This window comes from Inhella sp. (assembly GCF_027532025.1).
Classification (GTDB): Bacteria; Pseudomonadota; Gammaproteobacteria; order Burkholderiales; family Burkholderiaceae_C; genus Inhella.
This window is the reverse complement of record NZ_JAPZSY010000099.1, coordinates 1-11,687: the sequence shown is the minus strand read 5'-3', so window position 1 is coordinate 11,687 and position 11,687 is coordinate 1. Positions and strand designations below refer to the sequence as shown.

The window sequence follows — 11,687 nt, the reverse complement described above, 5'->3', positions numbered from 1 at the left end:
GACCCACGCTTGTCGGCAGGCTTGCTGCCCGTGGTCGTTGCCAACCGGTGGAAGCCACCGCCTGCGAGTTGCCGAAAGAATGACTCAATGAATGGCCGATCGTCCTTGCTGCGGCGATGGCTGAAGCTGTTGGGGTCCTGGGGTTTGAGGATGTTCGCCCCAACGACTTCGTGCAGTTGCCGCTCCACCCGTTGGCAGATGTTGGCCAATGCACCGTCAACGCTGAACTCGTCCCAGCAGGCCCCGATGTATCGCTCGTCGTGAGCAGATGGCAAAGCCGCTGAGTCAACGTAGGTTTCCTTGCTCCAATGAATTTCACGGCGATCCCAGCGCGACAAAGCGCTCTTGACCGCCCGAAGTACGTCCTCAGCGCTGCACTCCCATCGGAGACTGAGGTGGTACCCAAGAACGGCACGAGTCGCGACCTCGATGATGACGACGACCCAGATGCGGTGAATCTTTCGAGGCTCGTGCCCCCCGTGTGGGGATGGCACCAAGACCACCATGCGGGCATCGAGCTTGTGTGCATCGCACTCGACCCGCTGAAAAACCTTCAGGTCAGGCCGACGGGTTCCGTCACCGGCGCGAGCCTTCCGCTCTGCTTCATCGCCCCCCAAAAGCTGGCGTTGACGCCGAGGGTTCTCGTCCAGAACCCGGTCGATGTATCGGTAGATGCTGACGCAACCCAGCCTCGCGACATTGAAAGGCCATTCGCCGCGCCCTTCGTATCCCGCCTCTCGCAGTTGCTTCAGAAACCACTGAAAGAGCTCCTGCTTCGGCCGCTTGGTGGACGCAAGCTTGGCTGCTCGGCTTAGGATTTTCTTGTCGAAGCGCGCTTGTAGTTCGGCGCCGCCTGGCGACTCGAACAGCCACTTCATCGCCCCTGCGCTGCCGCCGCCCGTGGCGGTTTTGATGACCGGGGCGTTGATGCGGGTGTAGGGCCCAACTCGGTAGAACGGCAAGGCTCCACGCCAGCCCATCAGGGTTCCGTCGGGGTGTTGTGCAAGGCAGCGGCGGGTGATCAGCCGGTGCACCATGTGCAGTGGAATGCCGGTTTCTCGCTTCAGATCAGCGTCAGAAGCGCCAGCCAGGTACAGGGTCACCGCCTGTCGACGCTTTAGGTAGATCGATCGGCGACTGTCCGAAAGCGCGTCTTGGTCGACTTCCGGCCACTGCTCCAGGTCCACGGCAGCGACGTGGCCTCGCCTCGATCCGATCCTGGCTGAACTTGCCATCCGGGACGCTCCTGCATGCGTCTGAACATGGGCAAAGTTAGTTGATTCGCGCAGTTTTTACCAATTTCACTTGCAAGGCATCGTCAAATTCACTTGCAGCGCTGCTCTGGCTGCCCTGGGAAGACGCCTTCATCCGACGCCCCAAATCATGGGCAAATTCAGTTGCGTAAACGCCGCTGTGGTACATCCCGGCCATGAACCCATTGATCGCTTTGGACGCCGACGGCGTCTTGCTCGACTTCCACCAGGCCTACGCCAGTGCCTGGGAGCGCGCTTTCGGCGCACGCCCGGCGTTGCGTGACCCGAAGGCCTACTGGCCCATCGACCGTTGGGATGTTCAACGGCTGTCGGGGGCCGGCCTGGAGACCCTGCGGGCTTGCTTCGACGAAACATTTTGGAGTTCGGTTCCCGCGCTGCCGGGCGCCCTCGACGCCTGCCAGCGATTGGTGGCTGGAGGCTTTCGCTTGGTCTGCGTGTCCGCCGTCGATTCAAAGTTCGCCGCGGCGCGGGAGACGAATTTGTCGGCGCTGGGCTTTCCCCTGGACGGACTGGTCGCGACGGGCCACACGGCCGTGGACGTCAGCCCCAAAGCGGAGGCCTTGGCTCGGTTGAAGCCCGTCGCCTTCGTGGACGACTACCTGCCTTACCACCGGGGCGTTCATCCTGCCATCCACAAGGCCTTGGTCATGCGGGAGCCGAATGGATCGCCCAACACGGGGCCAGACCTGCAGCACGTCGATTCTCAACACCCGAATCTGGGTGCCTTTGCCGACATGTGGCTGCGCGGAGGGTGAGCCTCAGGAGCGCGCGCGCGGACATGCGCCCACGGAAAGTGCTGATTCGCCATTTGCAGCGCGCCGCCACTCCAAATTGACGCAACATTCGCGGTTGCGCCATCCTGCCCTCTGCCCATTGAGCACGTCCGCGGGATGTTTCTCCACCCCCCACCTCGGGAAGGCAACCCGCATGAGCCCCATCCGCCCCACCCTGCGACTGGCCGCGACCCTGGCCGCCGTGTCACTGAGTTCGATGGCCCTGGCCCAAACGCCGCCGGCCGACGCCCTGTTGGCGCGCAACCTGGCCGCCACGTGCGCCAACTGCCACGGGACGAACGGCCGCGCCCAGGGTGACATGAAGCCCTTGGCCGGCTGGCCCGCAGACGGCATGGTGGCGGTGCTCACGGCCTACAAGACCGGCGCCATGACTGGAACCATCATGCACCAGATCGCCAAGGGGTACACCGACGATCAGATTCGGTTGATTGCCCAGTACTTTGCCGCTCAAACCCCCGCGAAACCCTGAGGAGCCGACGATGACCGAACGACGCAACGCCGGCCGCCGGCAACTCCTCGCCGGTGCCGCCGCCTGGGGCGCCCTGCCCTTGTTGAGCGGCCTGAGCGCCTGCGCCACGCCGGCCCATGGGCCGACGCTGGGCCGTGTGGTGGTGGTGGGTGGGGGCTTTGGCGGCAGCACGGCGGCTCGGTACCTGCGCCTGTGGGGGGGCGCCATCGACGTCACCTTGGTGGAGCGCAACCCGCAGTTCATTTCCTGCCCCATTTCGAACCTCGTCGTCGGAGGGTTCAAGCCCATCGCCGACATCACGCGCGGCTACGACGGGCTGAAGGCGCTGGGCGTGAAGGTGGTGCAAGGCGAAGTGACCGGCCTGGACACTGTTGCCCGCAAGGTGCGGTTGGCGGGCGGCCAGGAATTGCCTTACGACCGCGTGATCGTGTCGCCTGGCGTGGATTTCATGACCGACGCCATCCCTGGCTTGCAAGCCGCCCTCGACAGCGGCGACGTGGCGCACGCGTGGAAAGCCGGTCCGCAGACCCTGTCACTGCGGCGACAGTTGGAAGCCATGCCCGACGGCGGGGTGTATGCGCTGAGCATCCCCAAGGCCCCTTATCGCTGCCCGCCGGGGCCTTACGAGCGTGCCTGCATGGTGGCGGCCTACTTCAAGCAGCACAAGCCCAAGAGCAAGGTGCTGGTGCTGGACGCGAACCCCGAGGTTCAGTCCAAGAAGGCGCTGTTTGAAAAGGCGTTTGCCCAGCATTACGCGGGCATCTTGGAGTACCGCGCCAACTCGGAACTGAAAGAGGTGCACGGCAAGGTGGCCAAGCTGGAGTTCGAGGATGTGAAGGCCGACGTGCTGAACGTGGTGCCGCCCCAGCGGGCGGGCGACATCGCCAAGAACGCGGGGCTGATCACCGTGAATCAGCGGTGGTCGGGCGTCCATTGGCTCACCATGGAGTCCACGGCGGTGCCGGGCGTGCACGTGCTGGGCGACGCGACGTTCTCCGCCCCAGGCATGCCCAAGTCGGGCCACATGGCCAACCAGCACGCCAAGGTGGCGGCGGCGGCCATCATCCAGTTGCTCAAGGGGGAGTCGGTGAACAGCACGCCCGTGGTGATGAATACCTGCTACAGCTTCGTCACCGCCCGCGAGGTCGTTCACGTGGCCTCGGTGCACCAGTACGACGCCGCCGACAAGGTCTTCAAGCCGGTGCCCGGCTCGGGCGGCGTTTCTGCCGCAGCCAGCGAACTCGAAGGGCGCTACGCCCTCAGTTGGGCCACCAACATTTGGAACGACATGCTGGCGGCCAAGGCCTGAAGCAACGCTGGGGGTGGCGCTGGCCAGTCTGGTCTTCGCTCAGGCCAGGGCCGCTTCTTGCGTGCGCGTCGCGCCGCGGTTGTCACGCCAGGTGACGCTGAGTTTGTCGCCCACCTTCCCGCCCTTCAGGTGGAACTGCAGGAAAGGGTTCTTGGCCATGGACGGGCCGAACTGGGCTTGAAGCACGGGGCGTCCATTGAGTCCGATCGCCACCTCCTGGATGAACCAGGCCGGGATGGTGCGTCCCTGGGCGTCTTTGCGTTGTCCCGATTCCATGTCGTGGTGCATCAGGATGCGAATCGTCGTTCGCTCCGGGGTCCACTGCGCGCGGATGCGCATCGTTTCAGCCATGGGGAATGCTTTCTTGATTTCGCCTGGAGCCGGTCCGTCAAGCGGCGCAGCCGCCCAGGGTCACTTTGACGTCGCGTTGGGCGAACAACACTCGGCCGTCGCCCATCACCGCAACGGCCACCACGTTGGACGACTCTGCCATCTTGATGCGGGTGCTGATGTCGGGTTCCATGCCGTCGCCCAGGTCGAACACCGCCACCAAAATGTTGGGGTTCTTTTCGACCAACAGCGCCATTTGCTTCACGCCTGGCAGCCGGGTCGAGAGGGAGACAGGCACCGAAGCCCCGTTTTCCGCAATGTCAGGCGCCGTCAGGGTGATGTCGCCACTGGCCACGGGAGCCGCCCGCCCCAAGGCCTTCATGGCATCGACCACCGAGCGGGCATCGAACGCGCCTGCGTTCCAGGCGGCCAGGGCGGTGTCGGGCAGCAGGCCGGTGGCCGCCAACAGGGCCGCCACCTTCACCGCTTCGGTGGTCATCCATTGGCGTCGGGTCGGCATGCTTGGGGGTCCTTGGTGACGGGGGGCGTGGGTGGCGCTTGGGGGCTGGCGTCGTCGCACACCTCGGGCGTGAGGGCTTTCACGGCCATGAAATGGGTCAGGTGCCAGCGGCCTTGCATTGTCTGAGCGAATTCGGTCTTGAGCAGGCGGTCCATCACCGGCCCTTTCACTTCGCTCATGTGCAGTTGCACACCCGCCTCTTGCAGGCGCCGCTCGATGGCTTCGAGGCTCTCGAGTGCGCTGGCGTCGATGTCATTGATGGCGGAGCACTGCAGCACCACGAATTCCAGCGCGGGGCGTTCGGCCACCGCGGCGTTGATGCGGTCTTCCAGGGTGCGGGAGTTGGCGAAGTACAAACTCTCGTCCACCCGCAAACTCAGCAGCCTGGGGCTGACGCGCACCGCGTGGCGCAGCACGTTGCGGAAGTGCTCGGTGCCTGGCACCCAGCCGACCTCGGCGATGTGGGGGCGGCTGGTTCGGATCAGGTGCAAGGCCAGCGACAGCCCCACCCCCAGCACCAAACCCGTTTCTACGCCCAACAACAAGGTGCCTCCCAGGGTGGCGACCGCTGCCGAGAAGTCCGACTTGGCGTAGCGCCACGTGCGCCTCAACAAGCCGAGATCCACCAGGGACAAGACCGCCACCGTGATGGTGGCTGCCAAAGTGGCCTGCGGCAGGTGAAACAGCGCCGGCGTCAGCAGCAGGCTGGCCAACAGGATGCCGCCGGCGGTGAGCACGCCCGCCAGGGGCGTTTGGGCGCCGGCGTCAAAGTTCACGACCGATCGGGCGAAGCCCCCCGTCACGGGCATGCCGCCTGTGAACGCGGCCGACACATTGCCCGCTCCCAAGGCCAGCAGTTCTTGGTTCGGCTCCACCCGCTGGCGCCGCTTGGCGGCAAGGGTTTGGCCGACCGAGACCGACTCCACAAACCCCACCACGCTGATCAACAGCGCGGGCAAGCACAGCGCCTGCCACAGGGCTGGGTCCCAGCCTGGCAGCGTCAGCGGCGGCAAACCTTGGGGAACGTGACCCACCACCCGAACGCCCTGCTCCGCCGCATCGACCGCCCAGCTCCACACGGCGGTGCCCACCACCGCCACGATCGGCCCGGTCTTGACCGCCGCGTCGGCCCAGCGCGCACCGATGCCAAGGTGCAACAAGGCAGGCTTCAAGCGGCTGCGAATCAGCCCCAGGAACAGCAGGCTGCCCAAGCCCACCAGGCTCGTCAGTCCGTGCCATTGGCCAAGGTGCATCCACAGCGACGGGGCCAAGGTCCACAGCGCGGTGCCGCTGGCCGAGATGCCCAGCAGGGACTTGAGCTGCCCCGCGGCAATCAGCAGCGCGGACGCCGACATGAACGCCCCCACCACCGGGTGGCTGAGGAAGTGCGCCAGCACGCCCAGGCGCAGGGCGCCCATCAAGAGCAGCAGCCCGCCGGACAACAGGGCCAGCGTCAGCGCGGCCGCCACGTACTGAGGCGTGCCGGGAGCGGCCACATCGCCCAGGGCCGTGGCGGTCATCAACGACACCACGGCCACCGGGCCGACGGCCAGCACGCGGCTGCTGCCCAACAAGGCGTAAGCCACCAAAGGCGCCACGCTGGCATACAGCCCGACTTCGGGTGGCAATCCCGCCAGCATGGCGTAGGCCAGGCTCTGGGGGATCAGCATGACCGTGACGATCAGCGCCGCCAGGGCATCGGCGCCCAAGGTGGCGCGGTTGTAGCCCTGCGCCCACAGCCGAGGCGGCCAGCGCTCAAGCATCGCCAGCGCCGGGTGCAGCGGGTGGCGTGGGGGCGCTGGAGCGACGGGAGTAGGCTTGCAAGGCCTCGTAGCCGGCCATCCCCACGAGCATGGCCAGAACGAAAGCCACGGCCTTGGGTTCGCCGGCGGCGGCAACCACCAAGGCCGGCCCGGGACAAAACCCCGCCAAGCCCCAACCGGCGCCGAAAGCCATGGACCCCAGCACCAGTGGGCGGTCGATCTGCTGCGCCGTGGGCAGGCGCATGGCGCCGCCCAGCAAGGCCACGGTGCGGCGTCGCGCCAGCGCGAAAGCGCCCGTGCCCACGGCAATGGCGCCACCCATCACGAAGGCCAGTGAAGGGTCCCACGGGCCCAACACGTCCAAGAAGCCCTGCACCTTGGCGGGGTCGGTCATGCCCGACAACAGCAAGCCCAGGCCAAACAGCAGGCCCACCAAAAAATCGACGATGCGGTGTGTCATGACGCCTCCCTCAAAACGCGTGACGAAGCAGGGCCACCGTGACAAATCCCGCCGCCATGAAGCTCAGCGTCGCCACCAGGGAACGGGGCGACAGGCGCGACAGGCCGCACACCCCGTGTCCACTGGTGCAGCCGGACGCATAGCGCGTTCCGGCGCCCACCAACAAACCCGCCAACACCACCAGGGCCCACCCGGCGTCGATGCGCGGCGCGGCCTGCGCGGGCCACCAAGCCGTGGTCTGGCCCAGGCCCTGCGCCACCCAGGGGGCTGCGGCCACGCCAGCCAACAGCGACAGCCGCCAACCCGTGTCGCCGGCGGTTGGCCTCAACAGCCCTCCCACGATGCCACTGATGCCCAAGATGCGCCCGTTGAGCAGCACGAAGGCGGCCGCCGCCAAGCCCAACAACACGCCGCCGATCCCAGCAGACCAAGGGGTGAAATGGTTCCAATCGATCGTCATGGGATGGCCTCGTTGGGTGTGTCCGTAGGGGTGGGTTGTTGAGCCGAGTCGCTGCAATACAGCCGATGCAAAAGCTGCAAGATGGCCAGCGCCGACGGGTGGGTGAGGCGGTAATGGATGTGCTTGCCATCGCGCCGGGTGCTGACGAGGCTCTGGCGGCGCAGCACCGTGAGTTGCTGCGACAGCGTGGGCTGCGCAATGCCCGTGAGCGCCTCCAAATCGCCGACGCAGCGTTCGCCTTCGGTCATGTGGCACAGCAGCAGCAGCCGGTCCGGGTTAGACAGGGTTTTCAGCATCAGGGCAGCCTGCTCGGCGGCTTGGCTGGGCAGGGAAACGGCGGGTTTCAAAGGGTTGTTGGCCATGAACAGCCTGGGACGCGAGCGACTGGTTGCCAACAGTTTATTGACGAGTAGATTGTCTGTCAATAAACTATCGACCACGAAAGTGAAGCAACCGCACCCCATCGCGGCCCTGACCCGGAGCCATCACCATGACCCCTTCCCCCATCGTTCACGGCCTATTCGATCCCGCCACCTGGACCGTCACCTACGTGGTGCACACCGGCCCCGGCAGCGAGTGCGCCGTCATCGACTCGGTGCTGGATTACGACCCCAAGTCAGGACGCACCAGCCACGAATCGGCCGACCGCGTCATCGCCTACGTGCGCGAGCAAGGCCTGACGGTGCGCTGGATCTTGGAAACGCACGCCCATGCCGATCACCTCTCGGCGGCGCCTTATCTCCGGGCCCAACTGGGAGGGCGCATCGGCATTGGTCGTGACATCACCCGCGTGCAGCAGGTGTTCAAGGGGGTGTTCAACCTGGAGCCCGGCTTCCGCCAAGACGGTTCGCAGTTCGATCGCTTGTTCAGCGAGGGCGACACCGTGCCGCTCGGCCCCTTGAACGGCGAAGTCATCGCCGTGCCCGGGCACACCCCAGCCTGTGTGGCATACCGCTTCGGCGATGCGGTGTTCGTGGGCGACACCCTCTTCATGCCCGACGTGGGCACCGCCCGTTGCGACTTCCCAGGCGGCGATGCGCGGGCCTTGTTCGCGTCCACGCGCAAGCTGCTGAGCCTGCCGCCCGAAACCCGCTTGTTCATGTGCCACGACTACCCACCCGAGGGGCGGGACGTGCGATTCGAAACCACCGTGGCCGAACAGCGTGCCCACAACATCCATGTGCACGATGGCGTCGGCGAGGCCGACTTCGTGGCCATGCGCACCGCCCGGGACGCCACGCTAGCCATGCCCACCCTCATCTTGCCCGCCGTGCAAATCAACATCCGGGCGGGCGCCTTCCCCCCGCCGGACGACAACGGCGTGAGCTACTTACGCATCCCGCTCAACGCGCTGTAGCCGACGCCGCCGCGGGCGCGGGGGGCGTGCTTTGCGGCACCACCACCCCAGGTGCCAACTGCACTTCGTCCGTGGCCTTCACCGCGGTCACGAAGTACCGCGTCTCCCCAAAGCACGAGGTGGGCAAGCCCATCTTCTGCTCGTAATGCAAGGCCACGCGGCGGCCCATCAAGCGGTTGATGTCGGCCGCCACCGCGTCGTCGTGCAAGGTGAAGGCGAACTTCTCCACCGGCGCGCCCGGTGTGCTCACCAGCGCCAGCTCGCCCTCCCAAGTCTTGCAGACGAAGCCCTTGTGCGACAGCTTCTGCACCCAGCCGGCGCGCTCGCCGCTGCTGTAGCTCCAGTTCAGGGCGGCCCAGAAGTACAGCGCGGGCAGCAGCACCAGCACGGCCAAGGCGATCCACAACGCACGGCTCTTCAACATCGCACCCATCCCCGTTTGAAAACGGGCGCGATTATGGGGAGTCGGGCCGGTCCCGCTCGACGCAGGCGAGGTACTCGGATCGGCCCGCCGCCCTCAAGGGCTTGAACAGCACGCGCACCGAGGTCGACGGCCCCTCGTAGGGTTGGCCGTGGCGTTGGCGCACTTCTTCAAAGCCCATGCGCCGCCAGAAGCGTTCGGCCCGGACGTTGCCCACCACCACCCCCAAGCGCATCCAGCGCGCGCCCGAGGTGCGCGCCCGTTGCTCCACCGCCGTGTAGACCTCGGTGGCCAAGCCGGTGCCATGCCAAGCGCTGCCCACCAAAAAGAGGCCAATGTGGCACACGCTCGGGTCGATCAGACCGTCCACCAAGGACACGAAGCCCTGCCACGCACCCGATGCGCGGTCCAGCACCGCCACGGCATGGGCCTGCCGGTGCGCGAACGGCGGCACGTCGGTGATTTCCTCCAGCGCCTCGCCCGGGCGAAAGGGGCGCCCATTGACGATCTGGCTGTAAAGCGGGTTGGCGTCCAGGAAGTCTTGCAAGGCCGGGGCGTCGTCGGCGCCCAAGGGCACCGCCACCCAGCGGTCGTTGCTGACGAAGAATTCACGGCGCAAAAGATCCATGCCGGTATCATGCGCCCCGCTCAGGAGAGCGCCCCGTTGCCCACCGCGGCATTTGGGGGCCGCCGAAGGCGCAGGCCGGGTTCACCCCCGGGCCGAACGCTCAGGCAAAAGGACTGGGCACACGCATGGCCGCACGGACCGAAAGGACCCGAGGCGATGCGTTCCGAGCTGGAGAGAGGCGCGCTTTTGAAGCCGCCCACCGAAGGGGCAAGCCGAACGGGGGTCAACTCCAGCCGGTCAATCTCTCAGGTAAAGCGGACAGCAAGGGCAAGCCGGGGCGCTTCGGGCGTTCCATGGATCGACTTGTCTTTGCCTGAGGGATTCCCCATGACCGCCTCCGCCCCGCTTCTCCAAACCCCATTGCATGCCTTGCACGTCGAACTCGGCGCCAAGATGGTGCCCTTCGGCGGCTACGACATGCCCGTGCAGTACCGCGACGGCATCCTGGCCGAGCACCGCCACACACGCACGCACGCCGGCTTGTTCGACGTCTCCCACATGGGCCAGGTGCGCCTGATTGGCGCCGACGCCGCCCAGATGCTGGAGACCCTGGTGCCGGTCGACATCGTCGACCTCCCGGTGTTCAAGCAGCGCTATGCCTTGTTCACCAACCCGCAAGGCGGCATCCTGGACGACCTGATGGTCTGCCGCCGCCCCGACGACCTGTACGTGGTGGTGAACGCCGGCTGCAAAGAGCAAGACATCGCCCACTTGCAGCAGCACTTGAGCGGCCGCTGCCAAGTTGTCCCCATGCCCGAACGCGCGCTGCTGGCCCTGCAAGGCCCCGCCGCCGTGACCGCCCTGGCCCGCTTGGCCCCTGGCGTCGAAAAGCTGACCTTCATGGAAGGCGGCTTCTTCAAGCTGGACGCCTTCGATGTGTTCCTGACCCGCAGCGGTTACACCGGAGAGGACGGTTACGAGATCAGCATGCACGAGCGCGACGCCATCGCCATCGCCCGCCTGCTGCTGGACCAGCCCGAGGTCAAGCCCATCGGCCTGGGCGCCCGCGACACCCTGCGCCTCGAAGCCGGCCTGTGCCTTTACGGCCACGACATCAACACCACAACCACCCCCGCCGAAGCCGCCCTGACCTGGGCCATCCAAAAGGTGCGCCGCAGCGGTGGCGCCCGCGCCGGCGGCTACCCCGGCTTTGAGGTGATCGACCCGCAACTGCCCGGCGGCAGCGCCCCGGCCGCACGCAAGCGCGTGGGCCTGAGCAGCACCGAGAAGCTGCCCGTGCGCGAAGGCGCCAAGCTTGTGAACGCCGATGGCGCCGAGGTCGGCGTCGTCACCAGCGGCACCCTGGGCCCGACCGTGGGCCACCTGGTGGCCATGGGCTACGTGGCCACGAGCCACGCCGCCCAAGGCACCCCGCTGTTTGCCTTGGTGCGCGACAAGCGCGTGCCGATGACCGTGTCCCCCATGCCCTTCGCGCCGCACCGCTATTTCCGCGGCTGAGCGCGCGGTCGAATTCCCATTTCCACGACATCCAACCAGGAGAACCCCATGAGCACCAAGTACACCCCCGACCACGAATGGGTCCAAGTCCACGGCGACGGCACCGCCACCGTGGGCATCACCGTCCACGCGCAGGACGCGCTGGGCGACGTGGTGTTCGTGGACCTGCCCGAAGTTGGCAAGGCCTACGCCCCCAAGGAAGTGGCCGGCGTGGTCGAAAGCGTGAAGGCCGCGGCCGACGTGTACATGCCCGTCAGCGGCGAAATCACCGAAGTGAACGAAGCCCTGCGCGACGACCCGAGCCTGGCCAACAGCGACCCGCTGGCCAGCGGCTGGTTCTTCAAGGTCAAGCTGTCCAACCCCAGCGAGCTCGACGCGCTGATGGACGGCACCGCCTACGACGAGCTGTTGAAGAACAGCTGATCCGGGGGCCCCCCCCCCCCC

General features: G+C 66.6%; 16 protein-coding genes and 2 riboswitches. Of the genes, 6 read left to right on the top strand and 10 right to left on the bottom strand.

The window, feature by feature from the left end:
* Together O9335_RS12615 and O9335_RS12610 are read right to left on the bottom strand one after the other, a co-directional pair.
* Positions 1-1,187 (bottom strand): hypothetical protein (locus O9335_RS12615; protein ID WP_298388598.1); only part of this gene is annotated, 1,187 nt, incomplete at its 3' end.
* Between the two features lie 85 nt (positions 1,188-1,272).
* Positions 1,273-1,431: a hypothetical protein gene (locus O9335_RS12610; protein WP_298388596.1), complete on the bottom strand. Its 159-nt coding sequence runs from the start codon at positions 1,429-1,431 to the stop codon at positions 1,273-1,275.
* Between O9335_RS12610 and O9335_RS12605 the strand changes: the two genes are divergently transcribed.
* From O9335_RS12605 to O9335_RS12595, 3 genes are all read left to right on the top strand, one after another.
* Positions 1,430-2,029, top strand: coding sequence for an HAD family hydrolase (locus O9335_RS12605; RefSeq protein WP_298388594.1), 600 nt, complete (start codon positions 1,430-1,432; stop codon positions 2,027-2,029). The genes O9335_RS12610 and O9335_RS12605 overlap by 2 nt on opposite strands.
* Positions 2,030-2,201: 172 nt before the next feature.
* Positions 2,202-2,537, top strand: coding sequence for a c-type cytochrome (locus O9335_RS12600; protein WP_298388592.1), 336 nt, complete (start codon positions 2,202-2,204; stop codon positions 2,535-2,537).
* Positions 2,538-2,547: 10 nt separating this feature from the next.
* Entirely contained in the window at positions 2,548-3,846 is a 1,299-nt protein-coding gene (locus O9335_RS12595; protein ID WP_298388590.1) for an NAD(P)/FAD-dependent oxidoreductase, read from the top strand.
* A gap of 39 nt (positions 3,847-3,885) precedes the next feature.
* On the opposite strand, the gene soxZ is transcribed toward O9335_RS12595, so the two are convergent.
* From soxZ to O9335_RS12565, 6 genes are read right to left on the bottom strand one after another with little or no spacing between them, the layout of a single operon-like run.
* Positions 3,886-4,197 carry a thiosulfate oxidation carrier complex protein SoxZ gene (soxZ, locus tag O9335_RS12590; RefSeq protein ID WP_298388588.1) on the bottom strand — a complete coding sequence of 104 codons (312 nt, stop codon included), beginning with the start codon at positions 4,195-4,197 and terminating at the stop codon, positions 3,886-3,888.
* 37 nt (positions 4,198-4,234) lie between these two features.
* Complete coding sequence (soxY, locus tag O9335_RS12585) at positions 4,235-4,696, bottom strand: thiosulfate oxidation carrier protein SoxY (RefSeq protein WP_298388586.1); 462 nt, start codon at positions 4,694-4,696, stop codon at positions 4,235-4,237.
* The gene (locus tag O9335_RS12580) at positions 4,672-6,459 is read right to left on the bottom strand and encodes a SulP family inorganic anion transporter (protein ID WP_298388584.1); all 1,788 of its coding nucleotides are present in this window, start codon (positions 6,457-6,459) and stop codon (positions 4,672-4,674) included. Before O9335_RS12580 ends, soxY begins: the two co-directional genes overlap by 25 nt.
* Entirely contained in the window at positions 6,452-6,919 is a 468-nt protein-coding gene (locus O9335_RS12575) for a YeeE/YedE family protein (protein WP_298388582.1), read from the bottom strand. Before O9335_RS12575 ends, O9335_RS12580 begins: the two co-directional genes overlap by 8 nt.
* A 10-nt stretch (positions 6,920-6,929) precedes the next feature.
* Positions 6,930-7,379, bottom strand: coding sequence for a YeeE/YedE family protein (locus tag O9335_RS12570; RefSeq protein ID WP_298388580.1), 450 nt, complete (start codon positions 7,377-7,379; stop codon positions 6,930-6,932).
* Positions 7,376-7,741, bottom strand: a complete 366-nt coding sequence (locus O9335_RS12565; protein ID WP_298388578.1) for a metalloregulator ArsR/SmtB family transcription factor — start codon at positions 7,739-7,741, stop codon at positions 7,376-7,378. The genes O9335_RS12570 and O9335_RS12565 overlap by 4 nt, the downstream gene beginning before the upstream one ends.
* Before the next feature lie 128 nt (positions 7,742-7,869).
* Between O9335_RS12565 and O9335_RS12560 the strand changes: the two genes are divergently transcribed.
* Positions 7,870-8,736 (top strand): MBL fold metallo-hydrolase, encoded by an 867-nt coding sequence (locus O9335_RS12560; RefSeq protein WP_298388576.1) that lies wholly within the window; start codon positions 7,870-7,872, stop codon positions 8,734-8,736.
* On the opposite strand, the gene O9335_RS12555 is transcribed toward O9335_RS12560, so the two are convergent.
* Positions 8,723-9,169, bottom strand: a complete 447-nt coding sequence (locus tag O9335_RS12555) for a hypothetical protein (protein ID WP_367185430.1) — start codon at positions 9,167-9,169, stop codon at positions 8,723-8,725. The two genes, O9335_RS12560 and O9335_RS12555, sit on opposite strands and share 14 nt — an antisense overlap.
* Positions 9,170-9,191: 22 nt before the next feature.
* Positions 9,192-9,785: a GNAT family N-acetyltransferase gene (locus O9335_RS12550; RefSeq protein WP_298388574.1), complete on the bottom strand. Its 594-nt coding sequence runs from the start codon at positions 9,783-9,785 to the stop codon at positions 9,192-9,194.
* 11 nt (positions 9,786-9,796) lie between these two features.
* Positions 9,797-9,911: riboswitch (glycine riboswitch) on the top strand.
* A 32-nt stretch (positions 9,912-9,943) separates the two neighbouring features.
* Positions 9,944-10,057: riboswitch (glycine riboswitch) on the top strand.
* A gap of 55 nt (positions 10,058-10,112) precedes the next feature.
* Here O9335_RS12550 and gcvT point away from each other — a divergent pair.
* Entirely contained in the window at positions 10,113-11,243 is a 1,131-nt protein-coding gene (gene gcvT / locus O9335_RS12545) for a glycine cleavage system aminomethyltransferase GcvT (protein WP_298388572.1), read from the top strand.
* A 48-nt stretch (positions 11,244-11,291) separates the two neighbouring features.
* Positions 11,292-11,666 carry a glycine cleavage system protein GcvH gene (gene gcvH, locus O9335_RS12540; protein WP_298388570.1) on the top strand — a complete coding sequence of 125 codons (375 nt, stop codon included), beginning with the start codon at positions 11,292-11,294 and terminating at the stop codon, positions 11,664-11,666.
* Positions 11,667-11,687: the final 21 nt, after the last annotated feature.